The sequence below is a fragment of the Pseudomonas sp. CBC3 genome (assembly GCF_037967085.1).
GTDB lineage: Bacteria > Pseudomonadota > Gammaproteobacteria > Pseudomonadales > Pseudomonadaceae > Stutzerimonas.
Map to the genome: position 1 here is coordinate 338,948 of NZ_JBANEO010000004.1, position 17,690 is coordinate 356,637.

The 17,690-nt window shown below is 61.6% G+C and carries 11 protein-coding genes; 6 read left to right on the forward strand and 5 right to left on the reverse strand.

Annotated elements, in window-relative coordinates:
• Window positions 1–180 precede the first annotated feature (180 nt).
• Together V6943_RS18300 and V6943_RS18305 are read left to right on the forward strand one after the other, a co-directional pair.
• Window positions 181–3,285, forward strand: coding sequence for an efflux RND transporter permease subunit (locus tag V6943_RS18300; RefSeq protein ID WP_197445077.1), 3,105 nt, complete (start codon window positions 181–183; stop codon window positions 3,283–3,285).
• Complete coding sequence (locus tag V6943_RS18305; RefSeq protein WP_340554961.1) at window positions 3,282–4,757, forward strand: efflux transporter outer membrane subunit; 1,476 nt, start codon at window positions 3,282–3,284, stop codon at window positions 4,755–4,757. Before V6943_RS18300 ends, V6943_RS18305 begins: the two co-directional genes overlap by 4 nt.
• A gap of 144 nt (window positions 4,758–4,901) precedes the next feature.
• Here the strand turns inward: V6943_RS18305 and V6943_RS18310 are convergent, their stop codons facing one another.
• From V6943_RS18310 to V6943_RS18330, 5 genes are all read right to left on the reverse strand, one after another.
• Window positions 4,902–5,894 (reverse strand): TRAP transporter substrate-binding protein, encoded by a 993-nt coding sequence (locus V6943_RS18310; protein ID WP_131648987.1) that lies wholly within the window; start codon window positions 5,892–5,894, stop codon window positions 4,902–4,904.
• Window positions 5,895–6,113: 219 nt separating this feature from the next.
• Window positions 6,114–7,517: an efflux transporter outer membrane subunit gene (locus tag V6943_RS18315; protein WP_340554962.1), complete on the reverse strand. Its 1,404-nt coding sequence runs from the start codon at window positions 7,515–7,517 to the stop codon at window positions 6,114–6,116.
• On the reverse strand, window positions 7,514–10,684 hold the full coding sequence (locus tag V6943_RS18320; protein WP_340554963.1) for an efflux RND transporter permease subunit: 3,171 nt from the start codon (window positions 10,682–10,684) through the stop codon (window positions 7,514–7,516). Before V6943_RS18320 ends, V6943_RS18315 begins: the two co-directional genes overlap by 4 nt.
• A 113-nt stretch (window positions 10,685–10,797) precedes the next feature.
• Window positions 10,798–12,027, reverse strand: coding sequence for an efflux RND transporter periplasmic adaptor subunit (locus tag V6943_RS18325; protein ID WP_340554964.1), 1,230 nt, complete (start codon window positions 12,025–12,027; stop codon window positions 10,798–10,800).
• A gap of 257 nt (window positions 12,028–12,284) precedes the next feature.
• Window positions 12,285–13,202: a LysR family transcriptional regulator gene (locus V6943_RS18330; protein ID WP_131648843.1), complete on the reverse strand. Its 918-nt coding sequence runs from the start codon at window positions 13,200–13,202 to the stop codon at window positions 12,285–12,287.
• Between the two features lie 265 nt (window positions 13,203–13,467).
• Between V6943_RS18330 and V6943_RS18335 the strand changes: the two genes are divergently transcribed.
• The 4 genes from V6943_RS18335 (at window position 13,468) to ligD (ending at window position 17,551) form a co-directional block, all read left to right on the forward strand.
• Window positions 13,468–14,484: a zinc-dependent alcohol dehydrogenase family protein gene (locus V6943_RS18335; protein WP_340554965.1), complete on the forward strand. Its 1,017-nt coding sequence runs from the start codon at window positions 13,468–13,470 to the stop codon at window positions 14,482–14,484.
• Between the two features lie 102 nt (window positions 14,485–14,586).
• Window positions 14,587–15,444 carry an SDR family oxidoreductase gene (locus V6943_RS18340; RefSeq protein WP_181103507.1) on the forward strand — a complete coding sequence of 286 codons (858 nt, stop codon included), beginning with the start codon at window positions 14,587–14,589 and terminating at the stop codon, window positions 15,442–15,444.
• A 25-nt stretch (window positions 15,445–15,469) separates the two neighbouring features.
• Window positions 15,470–16,468, forward strand: coding sequence for a non-homologous end joining protein Ku (ku, locus tag V6943_RS18345; protein WP_340554966.1), 999 nt, complete (start codon window positions 15,470–15,472; stop codon window positions 16,466–16,468).
• 159 nt (window positions 16,469–16,627) lie between these two features.
• On the forward strand, window positions 16,628–17,551 hold the full coding sequence (gene ligD, locus V6943_RS18350) for a non-homologous end-joining DNA ligase (protein WP_340554967.1): 924 nt from the start codon (window positions 16,628–16,630) through the stop codon (window positions 17,549–17,551).
• Window positions 17,552–17,690: the final 139 nt, after the last annotated feature.

Here is a 17,690-nt window from a genome sequence, read left to right on the forward strand (position 1 = left end):
CGCTGAGCTGGAAGTTGGAAGTTGGAAAGCAGAGCAATCGGTGCAGCGTGGACGGCACCTAGTATCGGCTGAACTGAGTGATCGCCCCGTTCTGCTAGCAGCAATAGGCATCCCCGCAAACAGAGCCTTCAACTTCCCGCTTCCCGCTTCCCGCTTCCTGCCTGCCACTGGCTTACAGCTATGAACTTGTCCGCCCCCTTCATCGCTCGCCCAGTTGCGACCATGCTTCTGAGCCTGGCGATTCTGCTTTTGGGCGGAGTCAGTTTTGGCTTGTTGCCGGTGTCGCCGCTCCCGAACATGGATTTCCCGGTCATTACCGTACAGGCCAGTTTGCCCGGTGCCAGCCCGGAGATCATGGCCTCCAGCGTGGCGACGCCGCTGGAGCGGTCGCTGGGCAGCATCGCCGGCGTCAACCAGATGAGCAGTCGCAGCAGCCAGGGCTCGACGCGGATCATCATTGAGTTCGATCTGGACCGCGACATCAACGGCGCCGCGCGTGAGGTTCAGGCGGCAATCAACGCCGCGCGCAATCTGCTACCCAGCGGTATGCGCAGCATGCCTACGTATCGGAAGGTCAACCCGTCGCAGGCGCCGATCATGGTGCTGTCGCTGACCTCCGATGTACTCGACAAAGGCCAGCTCTACGACATCGGTTCCACGGTGCTTGCGCAGAAGTTATCGCAGGTGCCCGGCGTGGGTGAGGTGCAGGTCGGTGGCAGTTCGCTGCCGGCGGTACGCGTCGAACTGCAACCGCAACAGCTCGAGCAGTACGGCGTGTCTCTCGACGAGGTTCGTCAGACCATCGCCTCGGCCAACGTACGCCGGCCCAAAGGCATGGTCGAAGACGACCACCGTCATTGGCAGGTACAAGCCAGCGACCAACTGCACGAGGCGGCTGATTACCTGCCGCTGATCATTCGCTACCAGGACGGCGCCGCGTTGCGCCTGAGCGACGTGGCCAAAGTCAGCGATGCGGTCGAGGATCGCTACAACGACGGCTTCTTCAACAACGAACGCGCCGTGCTGCTGATCATCAACCGCCAGGCTGGCGCCAACATCATCGAAACCATCGAAGGCATTCGCAATGAATTGCCGGCCCTGCAAGCAATCGTGCCTGGTAGCGTCAAGATGGCGGTGGCGATGGATCGTTCTCCAGTCATCCGCGCGACGCTGCATGAGGCCGAGCGCACATTGCTGATCGCGGTGGGGCTGGTCATCGTGCTGGTGTTCCTCTTTCTCGGTCGGCTGCGCACGGCGTTGATCCCGGCGCTGGCGGTGCCGGTATCGCTGGTTGGCACCTTCGCCGTGATGTACCTGTTCGGCTTCTCGCTCAATGTGCTGTCGTTGATGGCCTTGATTTTGGCCGCCGGGCTGGTGGTGGACGATGCCATCGTGGTGCTGGAAAACATCGCACGACACATCGATGACGGCGTCCCGCCAATGCGCGCCGCGTACATAGGGACGCGGGAGGTGGGCTTCACGCTGCTGTCAATGAACCTGTCGTTGGTGGTGGTGTTCGTTTCGATCCTGTTCATGGGCGGGATCGTGGAGCGGTTGTTTCGCGAGTTCTCCATCACCCTGGCGGCGGCCATCCTGGTCTCGCTGCTGGTCTCGCTGACGCTGACGCCGATGCTCTGCGCACGTTGGTTGAAGCCCCACGACGCATCGCAGGAAGGGCGCCTGCATCGCTGGAGCCACGACGCCCATCAATGGCTGCTGCGTCACTACGACCGATCCCTCGGGTGGGCGCTGCGGCATCACCGGATCATGCTGTTCACCTTGTTGGCGACCATCGGGCTCAACGTTTTCCTCTATATCGAAGTACCCAAAACCTTCCTGCCCCAGCAAGACACAGGCCAGCTGACCGGCTTCATCCGCGGCGACGATGGGCTGTCGTTCCAGGTCATGCAGCCGAAAATGGAGATCTACCGCCAGGCGGTGCTGGCCGATCCTGCGGTAGAGAGCGTGGCCGGTTTCATCGGCGGACAAGGCGGCATCAACAACGCCTTCATGATCGTTCGCCTCAAGCCGCTGGCTGAACGCAAGATTTCCGCGCAGAAAGTCATCGAGCGCATTCGTGCCAATCAGCCGAAAGTTCCAGGCGGGCGCATGTTCCTCATGGCTGATCAGGATCTGCAGTTCGGCGGCGGGCGACAAAGCAGTTCGGCGTACTCCTACAGCTTGCTGGCCAGCGATCTGGCCGATTTGCGCGCCTGGGTGCCGCAGGTGACGCGCGCGCTGATGGCGTTGCCGGAGCTGACCAGCATCGATGCCAACGAAGGCGAGGGCGCGCAGCAGATCAGCCTGCAAGTGGACCGCGACGCGGCCAAGCGCTTGGGTATCGATATGAGCACGGTCACCACCTTGCTCAACAACGCATTCAGCCAGCGGCAAATATCCACTATTTACGAATCGCTCAACCAGTATCAGGTGGTGATGGAGATCGACCCGGCATACGCCCAGCATCCTGAGGTGCTGGAACAGATTCAGGTGATTACCAGCGATGGTCGGCGGGTGCCCCTGGCCGCTTTCGCAAGCTATGAGCGCAGCCTCGAAGAAGACCGCGTCAGCCATGAGGGGCAGTTCGCCGCGGAAAACATCGACTTCGATCTGGCGCCCGGTGTGAGTCTCGATCAGGCGACACGGGCGATCGAGCGTGCGGTTGCCGCCATCGGCATGCCCAGCGAGGTGCAGGGGCGTCTGGGCGGTACCGGAGATGTCTTCAAGGCCACGCAGGAAGGGCAGCCGCTGATGATTCTCGGTGCCTTGCTGCTGGTGTATATCGTGCTCGGCATCCTCTACGAGAGTTACATCCATCCGTTGACGATTCTTTCCACGCTGCCTTCAGCGGGTGTCGGCGCGTTGCTCGCAATCATCCTGATGCGCGAACAGTTCAGCCTGATCTCTCTGCTCGGTCTGTTCCTGTTGATCGGCGTGGTCAAGAAGAACGCGATCCTGATGATCGATCTGGCGCTGCAATTCGAGCGCAACGACCACTTGTCTCCGCAAGAGTCGATTCGCCGTTCCTGCCTGTTGCGCTTTCGCCCAATTCTGATGACTACCATGGCCGCGATCCTCGGCGCCTTGCCGTTGCTCATGGGCGGTGCCGAAGGCGCCGAGATGCGCCAACCGCTGGGCCTGACCATCGTCGGTGGGTTGATCCTCAGCCAGATCCTCACGCTCTACACCACGCCGGTCGTCTATCTGTATCTCGACCGCGCGCGTCATCGCTTCAACCGCTGGCGTGGTGTGCGCACCGATGCCGCTCTGGAAAATCCGCTATGAATTCGTCGTATTTGAAATCCCCCTTGCGCCCGCTGGCCCTGATGGTCATGGCGTTTTCGCTCGGTGCTTGCACCTTGGGTCCTGATTACCAGCGGCCGGATCTGCCCGTTTCCACGGAGTTCAAGCAGGCCGAAGGATGGAAGACCGCCGCGCCGGCGGACGTCTTGCAGCGTGGAGACTGGTGGGCGCTCTACGGCGATGCCGAGCTGAATGCGTTGGTTGGTCGGCTGAACGTTTCCAACCAGAACCTGGCGGCAGCCGAAGCGCAGTATCGCCAAGCGCGTGCATTGGTCAGAGGCGCGCGCTCGCAACTGTTTCCCGTCGTGGGGGCCAGTGGCGGTGTGTCGAGAGGGGGGCAGGGCAGCTCCAGCAATAACGCTTCACAGAACTTTGGTAGCAGCAGCGGTGTAAGCGAGAGCTACGAGATCGGCCTCGACGCCTCTTGGGAACTCGATATCTGGGGGCGCCTGCGCCGCAATCTGGAGGCCAATCGCGCCAACATGCAAGCGAGTGCGGCGGACTTGGCGGCGGTCCGCCTGAGTCTGCAATCCGAACTGGTCCAGACCTATCTGCAATTGCGCGTAATGGACGAGCAGCAGCGGTTGCTGGACCAGACGGTCGAGGCGTTCGCCCGCTCGCTGCGCCTGACAGAAAACCAGTACGAAGCTGGCATCGTGCCCAAGTCCGACGTCAGTCAGGCGCTGACTCAGCTTAAAAGCACCCAGGCCCAGGCGATCGACCTGGGCTGGCAGCGGGCACAGATGGAGCATGCCATCGCGGTGCTCGTTGGCGTGCCGCCCTCGGAGCTGACCATTGCCGAGCGCCGCGACATCCCACAGTTGCCCGAGGTGCCACTGGCTTTGCCGTCGCAATTGCTGGAGCGCCGACCAGACATCGCCTCGGCCGAGCGCCAAGTCATCGCAGCCAATGCGCAGATAGGCGTGGCCGAAGCGGCCTGGTATCCGGACCTGACTCTGAGCGCCAGTGGCGGCTATCGCAACAGCAGCTTCAGCGATTTGATCAGCGTGCCCAACCGCTTCTGGTCGCTGGGCCCTCAGTTGGCGCTGACGCTGCTCGACTTCGGCGCTCGCCGTGCCGAACTGGAACAGGTGGAAGCCAGCTATGACCAGACCGTGGCCAACTATCGCCAGACGGTGCTCGATAGCTTCCGTGAAGTCGAGGACAACCTCGTGCAACTCCGCGTCCTGGCCGAGGAGGCGGTTGTACAGCGAGAAGCGCTGGAAGCGGCGCAGGAGTCGCTGCGCCTGATCGAAAACCAGTATCGCGCGGGCACTGTCGACTTCCTCAGCGTCGCGACGGTGCAGACCACTGCATTGAACAACGAGCGGACCAACCTCTTGTTGCTGGGTGATCGGCTGACGGCCAGCGTACAGCTGATCGCGGCGCTTGGCGGTGGTTGGGACGAGGCTCAACTGGAGCAGGAACCGGTGTTCGAAGGGCCGGAGCGCTGAGTGTTTGGCGCCTGTGGTGGCCGGTGATGGATGACGGGGGTTCGTCTAATACCTGGCCCGCGATGCAGAGCGTTCGATTAAAAACGAAACCCCGCAATCGCGGGGTTTCGTCAGATCAGGCGAGCGCCTGGGTGAACTGGTAGATCAATCGCGCTGCTTGCGATTTACCGTCTGTGCCGCTTTGATGATGTCGGCACCGATCACCGGTTCGAACTCCTTCCATACCGGCCGCATGGCTTCACGCCAGGCTTCGCGCTCGGCAGCGGTGAGCTCGATGATTTGCGACGTGCCGGCCTGGCGGATGCGCTCGCGATGGGCCTGGTTGGCTTCTTCGGCCGCGCGGTTCACCGCGTAGGTCACCTCATCGATGATGCCTTCGAGTTCGGTGCGAATGCTGTGCGGGATGCCGTACCAGAAGCGCGTATTGCTCACTAGCATGTAGTCGAGCACGCCGTGGTTGCTCTCGGTGATGTACGGCTGCACGGTGTGCATGTTCTTGCTGTAGATATTCGACCAGGGATTTTCCGCGCCCTGGACGGTGCCGTTCTGCAACGACGCGAAGACATCGGCGAAGGCGATTTTTTTGGTGGGTGCCCCCACCTGGGCGAACTGTGATTCCAGAACCGCTGACGGCTGAATGCGGAAGGCCAGGCCGTTCGCATCGCTCGGTAAGCGCAGCGCCTTGGTAGCCGACAGCTGTTTCATGCCGTTGTGCCAGTAGGCCAGGCCGGTGATGTTTTCTTTCTCCATCGAGCGCAGCAGCTGACGCCCCTTGGCGCGTTTTTGGAAGCGATTGACGGCGTCCAGATCGTCGAACAGGAACGGCAGATCGAAGACCTGCACCTGCTTGGTGTACTGCTCGAACTTGGCCAGCGAGGGCGCGAGCAGTTGGACTTCGTTCTTGCTCAGGGCTTCCAGTTCGTCGGCATCGCCATACAGCGTGGAATTGGGGTAGACCTCGACGGTTACCTGACCCGGCAGGCGCTCTTCGACCAGTCGTTTGAACAGCAGGGCGCCCTTGCCCTTGGGGGTTTCTTCGGCGACGACATGGGCGAACTTGATAACGATTGGCTCTGCTTCGACCACTGTCGCGGTCAGTGCCAGCATCAGTCCTGCGAGGGTGATGATCGGCTTGATCATTTGAAAGGCTCTTTATTTTTGGTTGGTTGGCATTACATCCGGGAGCCGAATGCGATTGAGCTTCAACGCGACGTTATGCCAAATAAGCCGAACCACCTAAAGCGCTTTCTCGCAAAATTCATAATTGAAAGAGCGGGAGCGGGAATACATCACAATTTGCCACCCCATGCGCCGCTGCTTTACCTAGCAAAGCAGCGGCGCAGAGCTATCCGCGTGTCAGCTGTTGGATAGCTGCCAACCGCCACCCAAGGCTTTGTAGAGCGCGACGACACCCCGGTAAAGCTCGACTTCAGCCTGTGCCTGGGCATCTTCGGCGGCGAGCCGTTCGCGTTCGGCGTCCAACAGTACGAGGAAGTCCACCGTGCCCTCGCGGTAGCGAATTTCCGCTTGCTGCGCCGCCGCTCGGCTGGCGCTGGATTGACGCAGCAGTGACAACAACCTTTCCTGAGCACGGGCGTAGTCGCTGAAGGCGTTCTCCGACTCTTCCAGCGCCAGCAACACCTGCTGTTCATAGTTCGCCAGCGCGCCCTCGGCATCGGCCTCGGCACCGCGCAATCTGGCGCGCACGCTGCCCATGTCGAACGCCGCCCAGCTGATGCTCGGTGCGGCTCCCCAGGCCTGCGCGGCGCTGGAGCCAATCTGCGAACCGCGTCCGGCGATGAAACCGAGGAAGCCGGACAGGCTCACCCGCGGAAACAGATCCGCCGTCGCAACGCCAACATTGGCCGTGGCTGCGGCCAATTGGCGCTCTGCCGCCCGGATGTCTGGACGACGGCGCAGCAGTTCGCCGGGGTCGCCAATCGGCAACGCTTTGGCAATCGCCGGCAATTCACGTGGCGACAGGTCGATGCTGAGCTGATCGGCGCGCTGGCCGAGCAGCGTAGCGATGCGATTGCGCGCACGGCTTTGGGCCGCCTGAAATTGCGGCAGGCTGGCCTCGGTAGCGGCCAAACGAGCATCGGCGCGCAGGACATCGAGTTCGCTTCCCATGCCGGCGTCGCGCAGCTGCTCGGTCAATTGATGTGAGTCGCGCTGATTGTCCAGGTTCTCCCGAGCGATGCGCTCGCGCAGCTGGGCGCCGCGCAGCTGTCCATAGGCGTCCACCAGCTCGGCGATCAGGCTCACTTGCAGTTGGTAGAGCTCGGCTTCGGCGGCTTCAGTCTGTGCTTCGCTGGCTTCGATACGCCGCTGGATACGCCCGAACAGATCCAGCTCCCAGGCCATGTCCAGACCCAGGTCGTAGCGCTCGATGTTGCTGCGCTCCTCGCTGAAACCGGGTTGCTGCGCTTTGCCGTATTCGGCACTGGCGCCGGCTGTCACGGTAGGCAAGCGATCATTGGCGGCATCGTCACGGATCGAGCGCGCCGCACGTAGTCTGGAGAAGGCGATGCGCAGCTCACGGTTTTCGGCCAAGGCCTGACCGACCAACGCGTCCAGCGTGGGGTCTTCAAACTGGCGCCACCAGGCGGATTCGAACCGTGAGCGGTCGAAGTCTTTTGCGGCGGAGCGATCAATCTCTGCCGGCGCCGTTTCTGGCGTACGGTAATCGGGCCCGACCGCACAGGCGCTGAGGGCCAATATTGCGGCTAGCAGGAGCGGTGTGGTGATAACAACCTTCATGCATGGATCTCCTTCAGTACAGCCTTTTTCTCCTCGCGCCGTTCGACGAAAGCGCGAATCACCAGATAGAACACCGGGGTCAGCAGTAGCCCGAAGAAGGTCACGCCGAGCATCCCGCTGAACACCGCCACTCCCATGGCATGGCGCATCTCGGCACCGGCACCGCTGGACAACACCAGCGGCACCACGCCCATGATGAAGGCGAAGCTGGTCATCAGGATCGGGCGCAGCCGTAGCCGGCAGGCTTCGAGTACTGCAGCCAACCGATCCATGCCTTCTTCCTGCTTATCCTTGGCGAACTCGACGATGAGGATCGCGTTCTTGCACGCCAGACCCACCAGCACGATCAAGCCGATTTGGGTGAACACGTTGTTATCACCGCCCGAGAGAATTACTCCGACGATGGCCGACAGCAGCGTCATCGGCACGATCAGGATCACGGCCAGCGGCAGGCTCCAGCTCTCGTATTGCGCCGCCAGTACCAGGAAAGCCAGCAGCACGCAGAGTGGGAAGACGAACATCGCGGTGTTGCCAGCCAGGATTTGCTGATAGGTCAGCTCGGTCCATTCGTAACTCATGCCGTTCGGCAGCTCGGCCTGCAGCAAGCGCTCCATGGCATCTTCGGCTTGACCGGAGCTGTAGCCCGGAGCCGCAGCACCATTGATTTCCGCCGTGAGGAAGCCGTTGTAGTGCATCACCCGATCCGGTCCGGCGCTGTCGCTGACCTTGACGAAAGTCGACAGCGGCACCATCTCGCCACGGTCGTTGCGTACCTTCAGCTGGCCGATCTGGTCAGGCGTCAGGCGAAACTTCTGTTCAGCCTGAACATTGACCTGATAGGTGCGCCCGAAGCGGTTGAAGTCGTTCGCATACAGGGAGCCGAGGTAAACCTGCATGGTGTCGAAAATCTGGTCGATCGGCACGCCATGGGTCTTGGCTTTTTCACGGTCGATGTCGGCATCGATTTGCGGCACGTTGACCTGATAGCTGGTGAACAGCCCGGCCAGCTCCGGATATTCAGCGCTCTTGGCAAGGACGTTCTGGACCTGCTTGTACAGTTCCTCGTAGCCAAGGTTGCCGCGATCCTGCACCTGAATGCGGAACCCCCCGATGGTGCCCAGCCCCTGGACCGGCGGCGGAGGGAAGATCGCGATAAAAGCGTCCTGAATCTGAGCGAACTGACCATTCAGATCGGCAGCGATAGCGTTGGCCGACAGCGATGGGTCTTTGCGCTCATCGAACGGTTTGAGCGGGGTAAAGACAATGCCGCTGTTGGGACTGTTGGTAAAGCCGTTGATCGACAATCCCGGGAACGCCACGGTGTTTTCCACGCCCGGATGCTCACTGGCGATTTGCGACATGCGCTTAATCACGTCCTCGGTACGGTCGAGCGTGGCGGCGTCCGGCAGCTGAGCAAAGGCCACTAGGTACTGCTTATCCTGCGGCGGCACGAAACCTGTCGGCGTGCTGGCAAAGCCCATGTAACCGAGGCCCACCAGGCCGACGTAAACCACCAGCGCAATGCCGCTGCCGCGCAGGATGCGTTTCACCGCGCCGACATAACCGTGGCTGGCACGCTCGAACACACGGTTGAACGGCGCAAACAGCCAGCCGCCGAAGAGCTTGTCCAGCAAGCGCGAGAAACCGTCCTTAGGCGCGTCGTGGCTGCGCAGCAGTGCGGCCGCAAGTGCCGGCGACAGGGTTAGCGAGTTGAAGGCCGAGATCACCGTGGAGATAGCGATGGTCAGCGCGAACTGCTGGTAGAACTGCCCGGTAAGGCCAGAGATGAATGCAGTCGGAATGAAGACCGCGCAGAGCACCAGGGCGGTGGCGATAATCGGACCGGTCACTTCCTTCATGGCCTGCTTGGTGGCTTCGACCGGCGACTTGCCGAGGCCGATATTACGTTCGACGTTCTCCACCACGACGATGGCATCGTCCACCACGATGCCGATTGCCAGCACCAGGCCGAACAGCGACAGCGCATTGAGCGAGAAGCCGAGCATGTGCATGACGGCGAAGGTACCGATCAGCGACACCGGCACTGCAGCGAGCGGAATGATCGAGGCACGCCAGGTCTGCAGGAACAGGATCACCACCAGCACCACCAGCACGATGGCCTCGAGTAGCGTGTGCACCACCGCCTCAATGGATCCGCGAACGAAAATGGTCGGGTCGTAGACGATTTCGTAATCTACGCCCTCAGGGAAATCCTTTTTCAGCTCGGCCATGCGCGCCCGCACCGAATCGGAGATCTCGATGGCATTGGAGCCGGGACGCTGGAATACCGGGATGGCGACGGCGGGCTGGTTGTTCAGCAGCGACCGCAGGGCGTACTGACTGGACCCCAGTTCGATACGTGCGATATCCCTGAGGCGAGTGATCGAACCGTCTTCACCAGCGCGAACGATGATGTTCTCGAATTCTTCCTCGGTGACCAGTCGGCCCTGAGTGTTGATTGAAAGCTGGAAATCAGTCGCCCCCGGTGCTGGCGGCGCACCCAGCGAGCCGGCCGCGACTTGACGGTTCTGCTCACGGATCGCGTTGACTACATCGGACGCAGTGAGATTGCGCGAGGCGACCTTGTTCGGGTCGAGCCAAACGCGCAAGGAATAGTTGCCCATGCCAAACAGCTGCACGTCACCGATGCCGTCCAACCGCGCCAGCTCGTCTTTGACGTTGAGCGCCGCGTAGTTGGACAGGTAAAGCATGTCGTAGCGCTCATCCGGCGAGGTCAGGTGCACCACCATAGTCAGGTCCGGCGAGGCCTTGTCCACCGTCACACCGAGGCGCTGCACTTCGGTGGGTAGGGTCGGCATGGTGCGCGTCACGCGGTTCTGTACCTGCACCTGGGCATTGTCCAGATCCGTGCCGAGCGCGAAGGTGATGGTCAGGGTCAACTTGCCGTCGGCGGCGGCCTGAGACGACATGTAAAGCATGCCCTCGACGCCAGTGATGGCCTGTTCCAGCGGCGAGGCGACGGTCTCACCGATCACCTTGGGGTTGGCGCCGGGGAACTCGGCGCGCACCACCACGGTGGGTGGGACGACTTCCGGGTATTCGCTGATCGGCAGCTGGAACAGCGAGATGGCGCCGCCGATGAGGATCACCAGGGACAACACCGCCGCGAAGATTGGCCGCTGAATGAAGAATTGAGAGAAATTCATGACGCACTCCGGGGGGAGAGGGTGCGTATCACGCACCCTGACGGAATCGATTGTTTTGATGTGCGCCGAAGCGCTCGGACGACGGGCTGGGCGTTAGCTCAGCTGCTATCTGTTCAACTGCTAGGACGGCTCGCCACGCTGCGGTCGACCACTTCGGTCTTGAACGCCGCAGTGATGGCGCGATGCTGCTCCTTGAGCGCGGCGAGGGTGTCGGCGTCTGCCATCGGCACGGTTTGCGGTTCAACTGCATTGCCTGGGCGGACGCGCTGCAGGCCGTTGACGACGATGGTTTCGCCTTCGTTGAGACCGCTACGGACGATGCGCAGCCCTTCGAGTTTCGGTCCCAGTTCGATGGAGCGGTAATTCACCTTGCCGTCCTCGCCAAGCACCAGTACGAATTTCTTGCCCAGATCGGTTCCCACCGCGACGTCCTTGATCAACACCGCATCGTAGGTGGCGCTGCCAACCAGCTTCATCCGCGCATAAAGACCAGGCGTGAAGCGCCCGTCACGGTTGTCGAACACGGCGCGCCCGCGAATGGTGCCGGTACGCGGATCGACCTGGTTGTCGATGAAGTCCATGCGGCCGAGGTGCGGGTGACCGTCTTCACTGGAAAGCCCGAGATAGACCGGAGTCGCTTCGCCACGTGTGCCGTTGCGGGCCAGCTCGCGGTACTTCAGGTAGGTACGCTCATCCGCCTCGAAGTAAGCGTAGACCTCGTTGGTGGAAACCAGCGTAGTGAGCAGCGCCTCGCCAGCGCTCACCAGATTGCCTGCGGTGATCATGGCGCGACCCGCGCGGCCATCGATGGGTGCAGTGACGCGGGTAAAGCTGAGGTCCAGCTTGGCTGCGTCCAGTTGTGCCTGTATGGCCGCGACTGCGGATTTCGCTTCGCTGGCGGCGCTGACGCGAGCGTCGGCCAATTCAGCGGAAATCGCGTTATTGGCCCGTAGGCGCTCACCGCGCTGGGCTTCACTGGCGGTTCGTTGCTGCGTGGCGCGCGCCTGTTGCAGTTCGGCCTGCAGACGCTTGACCTGCGCCTCGAACGGGCGCGGGTCGATCTGGAACAGCAGATCGCCTTTCTTGACCAGTGCGCCTTCTTCGAACGCGACCTTGTCGATGAAGCCGGAAACCCGCGGGCGGATATCGACCGACTCCGGCGCTTCCAGACGCCCAGTGAGCTCATCCCATTCGGTGACCTGTTGCTCGATGACTTCAGCGACGCTGACAGCCGGGGCCGGCATCGCCGCCTCGGTGGCTTCAGGCGCCTGCCCACATGCACCGACAAGCGCAGCTACAACTGCAACAAGTGGGTAACGCAGGGCGTTGAGTGAACGTTCCATGCTTGACTCCGCAACTGGGTTTTTATGTTGGGCGAAGTGTGCGGGGCGGGTTCTCGATCCAGAAATCGAACGAGGCGAATGTGAATATCATTCCCGATGATGTTGCAGACTGTTTCATCAATGGCGGGATGAGGAATTCTGGTGGGCTGAAGCCCACCCTACGGAAGGTTTCGCGCTCTTATAGTGATTGTAGGGTGGGCTTCAGCCCACCACAGCGGGCGAAGCGCCGCTGGCCCACACGACAGAAAACGCGGCGATCAGAGACTATCCGGATCGCCGACGAACATTTGAATCCGCGAGCGCAGCCAGCGTTCGGCGGGGTCGTTGTCCTGGGCGCCGCGCCAGGCCATGGAGAGTTCGAAGTCCTGGCTGGTCTCGAAGGGTAGCGGCTCGGCGCGAACGCCCCCGTTGGCGGCCAGGGCCGCAGCGGCGTAATCCGGCACGGTCGCGACCAGATCGGTGCCGGCCAGCAGACTGGCCAGTCCATTGAACTGCGGCACGGCCAGCACCACCTTGCGCTTGCAGCCGTGCAGCGCCAGTTCTTCGTCGATGTAGCCGTTCAGGTCGCCGGCGAAGGACACCATCGCGTGCGGGCGCGAGCAGTAATCGTCCAGGCTCATGCGGCCTGGGATGCTGTCGGCGCGCAGCAACATGGGCTTCGGCCGTCTCAACACCTTGCGCTTGGCATTGGCCGGCAGCTCCACCGTGTAGCAGACGCCCACCGAGATTTCCCCGGATGCCAGCAGGCCCGGCATCAAAAGGTAATTGGCGCGCCGCACCACCAGCACCACACCCGGAGCCTCGGCGCGTATGCGCCTGAGCAATTGAGGCAGCAAGGCGAACTCCACCTCGTCGGTCAAACCGATGCGGAACACCAGTTCACTGGTCGCCGGATCGAAAGTCGAGGCGCGGCTGACCGCGGTGGAAATCGAATCCAGCGCAGGCGAGAGCAGGCCGGCGATTTCCTGTGCGCGAGCAGTGGGCTCCATGCTGCGGCCCGTGCGCACGAACAGCGGATCGTCGAACAGCGTGCGCAGACGAGCCAAAGCGGCGCTGATCGCTGGCTGGCCGAGAAACAGCTTTTCAGCCGCCCGCGTCACGCTGCGCTCGTGCATCAGCGTTTCGAAGACGATCAGCAGATTCAGATCCAGGCGGCGGAGGTCGTTGCGATTCATGCCATTCATTCACGCGTGTGTGGCCACGCAAGATGCTGCGGGCTTCAGAGGGTGCGTCTGCATTCTAGACAGATCGGGGTGACGCCGGCATGTCCATTTCCGCTTTGCAATGACACAAACCTGCAGGACGGGATGCGGCTTTACGTACAGCCGAACATCATTGGCGCGCATGGCGACTATCGAACGGAATGCGGGCATCGCGACTGGAGTTGTGCCGACAGTGCAGATAGAGTCGCTAATACAGTAGTAATCGAGGGGTCTTTCAATGTCCCGCATGATCCGTTTCCATCAGTTCGGTCCTGCCGAAGTGCTGCGTTATGAACAGCAGGACGTGCCACGGCCAGGTCCTGGTGAAGTGCTGATCGGCGTGAACGCGATCGGCATCAGCTGGAGCGATGTGCTCTGGCGGCAAGACCTTGCGCCACGCCATGCACAGTTGCCCGCCGGGCTCGGCTGCGAAGTCGCCGGTGAAGTGCTGGCGGTGGGCGATGAGGTGGATGGTTTTGTCGTCGGTGATCGGGTGGCGAGCTTTCTTGCTCATGACCTCAACCGGTATCCGTTGTACGGCGAGCAGGTGCTGCTGCCTCAGTTCTCTCTTGTTCACTATCCGGACATGCTCAGCCCGGTTGAGGCCAGCGTGCATTACATGCCGGCGTTGGTCGCGTACTTCGCATTGGTCGAACTGGCGCAACTCGAACCCGGACAGTATGTCCTGGTGACCGAAGCGAGCCATTGCACCGGACCGATCGCCGTGCAGCTGGCCAAGGCGTTGGGCGCTCGGGTGATAGCCACCTGCGAGACCGCCGAAGATCGGGACTTTCTCCGCACGCTGGGCGCCGAAACGGTGATCGTCACCGAAGAGGAAGACCTGGTTGGCCGCCTGCAGAAAATCACCGCTGGCGCGGGCGTCGAGGTGGTGCTCGACGCGTGTGGCGGTCCTCAGATGAAGCTGCTGGGCGATGTCATCGCACCACGCGGCAAGCTGATCCTCTACGGGCTCAACGGCGGCAACGAGACAGCCTTTCCTGCGTGCGCGGCGTTCAAGAAAAACTTCAAATTCTTCCTTCATTGTTTGTGCGATTTCACCGGCCAGCCGGAATTGGGCATCGAGCAGAACCGTGACGCGGTCCGGCGCGCGCTGCTGCACATCAACCAGCTCACCGCCGACCGGCTGATCACGCCCCAGGTCGACAAGGTATTCGCGTTCGATGAGGTGGTTGCCGCCCACCGGTACGTCGAGAGCGGTATTCCGCGCGGGCGGGTCGTGCTCGGCGTCGAATGATGGAGGCGCTGCGCAGGGGGCCTCTCATCGCTTCATAGAAACTTTCCACTCTCCGTCCAAGTCCTCCGAAGACAGGTAATTCACTCGACGGAGGAAAAGCACATGGGCGAAGAAAACCAGACCTTGCCACCTCAAGAGCAACCGGAGCCCGGCAAGGAAGGCTTGATGAACCCGCGCCCGGAGTTCAAGGGCGAAGACTACAAGGCAGCCGGCAAGCTGCAGGGCAAGGTGGCGATCATCACGGGTGGCGACAGCGGCATTGGTCGCTCGGTGGCCGTGCTGTTCGCCCGAGAAGGCGCCGATGTGGCAATTCTCTATCTCGACCAACACCAGGACGCGGACGAAACCCGCAAAGTGGTCGAAAGCCATGGCCGTCAATGCCTGACCTTTGCCGGCGACGTGGCCGATCGTGAGGTCTGCCGCAAGGTCATCGACGAGACGCGGGCCAAGTTCGGCAAGCTCGACATCCTGGTCAATAACGCCGCCGAACAGCATCCGCAGGAGCGCCTGGAAGACATCAGCGAAGAGCAGTGGGAGAAGACCTTCCGCACCAATATCTTCGGCATGTTCCAGATGACCAAGGCGGCGCTGCCGCACCTCAAGCAGGGTGCGTCCATCATCAATACCACCTCGGTAACGGCCTACAAGGGCAGCCCGCAGCTGCTCGATTACTCGGCCACCAAAGGCGCTATCACTGCGTTTACCCGCTCGCTGTCGATGAACCTGGCCGAGCGCGGCATCCGTGTGAACGGCGTAGCGCCAGGCCCGATCTGGACGCCGCTGATTCCGTCGACCTTCGATGCGGACAAGGTCGCGAAATTCGGCGCCAACGTGCCGATGAAGCGTCCTGGCCAGCCGGACGAAGTGGCGCCGGCCTATGTCTATCTCGCCAGCAGCGATTCGTCCTATGTCAGCGGCCAGGTGATGCATGTGAACGGCGGTACGGTGCTCAACGGCTGAGCACCAGTCGACAGGAGAAAAGCTTATGCCTCGCACGATCTGGAAGGGCGCCGTCAGTTTCGGCTTGGTTCATATTCCCGTCGCGCTGGTGCCGGCCACCACCCGCACGGGAATCGATTTTGATTGGCTGGACAAACGCAGCATGGACCGGGTCGGCTACAAACGCATCAACAAGACCACCGGCGAAGACATCGACAGCGAGAACATCGTCAAGGGCGTCGAATACGAGAAGGGTCACTACGTCGTGATAAGCGACGATGAGATCAAGGCCGCGCACCCGAAGGCGACGCAGACGGTGGATATCGTCGCCTTCGTCGATGCCAAGGACATCTCCTTTCTTTATATCGATACGCCGTACTACCTGACGCCCGACCGGCGGGGCGAAAAAGTCTACGCACTCTTGCGTGAAACGCTGATCCAGACCGGCAAGGTCGGCATCGCCAATGTGGTGCTGCGCAACAAGCAGCACCTGGCGGTGGTGATGCCGCTGGGCAAGGCGCTGGTGATGAACACGCTGCGCTGGGCCGATGAGGTGCGCGGCGTGGAATACCTCGAAATGAAGGACGAAGCGCTCAACGCCGACCTCAACCTGCGCGAGCTGGACATGGCCAAGCGACTGGTCGAGGACATGAGCGACGAGTGGAACCCCGACCAGTACAAAGACACCTTCCAGGACCAGATCATGGACCTGGTGGAGACCAAGGCCCGCGAAGGCAAGCTCGAAGCCGTGGGCGGACCGGAAGAGGCGGTCGATCGTCGCAGCGCCGATGTCATCGACCTCACCGAACTGCTCAAGCGCAGCCTGGCCGGGAAACCTGGCAAAAAAACAGCGCAGGCCGAAGAAGTCGATGACGAAGACGACACCGAGGAACAGGCGCCGCCGCCCAAGCGCACGGCGAGCAAAAGCGCCGCCAGCAAGCCCAAGGCACCGGCCAAGTCCACGGCGAGCAAATCCTCCGGCAGCAAGTCGTCCACCACAAGCAAGAGTGCCGCCAGTAAGTCCACCAGGAAGAAAGCCAGCTGATCCAGGCCGTGTGAAAACGTAGCGAGCGAAGGTTAGGCAAGGCAGAAACAGGCGAGGAAGCGGAGTTTACGAGTTGTAAATGAGCATTCCGAGCCTGTTTTTAACGCCGCATAACCGAGCGCAGTAGTTTTCACACGGCTTGGATCCACGAGGAGCCTCATGTCAGCAACACCCGGCAAAAGCAAACGCCCCGATGTGGGCGGCATCGGTATCAGCAGTCCGCAACGCGTCATCGATGCGCAAAGCGGCGCCACCAAGTTGCAGCTGGCGGAATACTATCTGTCGGTGGGCAATTGGCTGACGCCGCATCTGGCCGGACGCCCCCTGTCCATCGTCCGCGCGCCGAACGGGGTGGATGGAGATAGTTTCTTTCAGCGCCATTGCGGCCGACTGAAAATGCCGCACATGCGCGTGCTGGACAAATCCCTCGACCCTGAACACGCCCGCCTGATCCAGGCCGACAGCATCACGGCAGTGGTCGAGGCGGCGCAGATGGGCACCGTCGAGTTTCATACCTGGAACGCCCGCAGCGACCGTATCGATCGACCGGACCGAATCGTCTTCGACCTCGATCCTGACCCGGCGCTGCCGTGGTCGAGCATGGTCGAGGCGACCTGTATGACACTCGATCTGCTCGACGAGCTGGGTCTCAAGGCCTTTCTCAAAACCAGTGGTGGCCGCGGTATGCACGTGGTGGTGCCGATCGATCGCCGTCAGGGTTGGGATTGCATCAACGAGTTCGCTCGTGGCGTGACGATGCGCCTGGCGCGAGAGGCGCCAGATAAATTCGCGGAGAAGATGGGGCCGAAGAATCGAATCGGCAAAATATTCGTCGACTATCTGCGAAATCAGCGCGGCGCCAGCACAGTCGCGGCTTACTCGGCTCGTGCGCGGCCCGGCTTGCCGGTGTCGGTGCCTATCGGTCGCGACGAGCTGGAGCAGATCGCCGGGGCGAACCAGTGGAACATCCTCAACCTGCATCAACGCTTGGCGGAGCAGTCTGGCGATCCTTGGTCTGATTACGCATCGACTCGCCAATCCATATCGGCATCGTTGCTAAAAGCACTCGCGCAAGACGGGTGACCTTTCTTTTGCCGAATCTCCAGCTAGCCTTTGAACTAGCGTAGCGAACATGCACCTAACCCATCAGCAGTCTGCAATAACCGCCGTAGAGCGGTTGCAGATGTGATGGGCAGAACATAACGAGTAACAGGAGATACCG

Coding starts and splice junctions, on each gene's coding strand:
- ligD (WP_340554967.1), top strand. CDS start 16,628: ATGTCAGCAACACCCGGCAAAAGCAAACGCCCCGATGTGGGCGGCATC.
- V6943_RS18315 (WP_340554962.1), bottom strand. CDS start 7,517: ATGAAGGTTGTTATCACCACACCGCTCCTGCTAGCCGCAATATTGGCC.
- V6943_RS18330 (WP_131648843.1), bottom strand. CDS start 13,202: ATGAATCGCAACGACCTCCGCCGCCTGGATCTGAATCTGCTGATCGTC.
- V6943_RS18305 (WP_340554961.1), top strand. CDS start 3,282: ATGAATTCGTCGTATTTGAAATCCCCCTTGCGCCCGCTGGCCCTGATG.
- V6943_RS18320 (WP_340554963.1), bottom strand. CDS start 10,684: ATGAATTTCTCTCAATTCTTCATTCAGCGGCCAATCTTCGCGGCGGTG.
- V6943_RS18335 (WP_340554965.1), top strand. CDS start 13,468: ATGTCCCGCATGATCCGTTTCCATCAGTTCGGTCCTGCCGAAGTGCTG.
- V6943_RS18325 (WP_340554964.1), bottom strand. CDS start 12,027: ATGGAACGTTCACTCAACGCCCTGCGTTACCCACTTGTTGCAGTTGTA.
- V6943_RS18340 (WP_181103507.1), top strand. CDS start 14,587: ATGGGCGAAGAAAACCAGACCTTGCCACCTCAAGAGCAACCGGAGCCC.
- ku (WP_340554966.1), top strand. CDS start 15,470: ATGCCTCGCACGATCTGGAAGGGCGCCGTCAGTTTCGGCTTGGTTCAT.
- V6943_RS18300 (WP_197445077.1), top strand. CDS start 181: ATGAACTTGTCCGCCCCCTTCATCGCTCGCCCAGTTGCGACCATGCTT.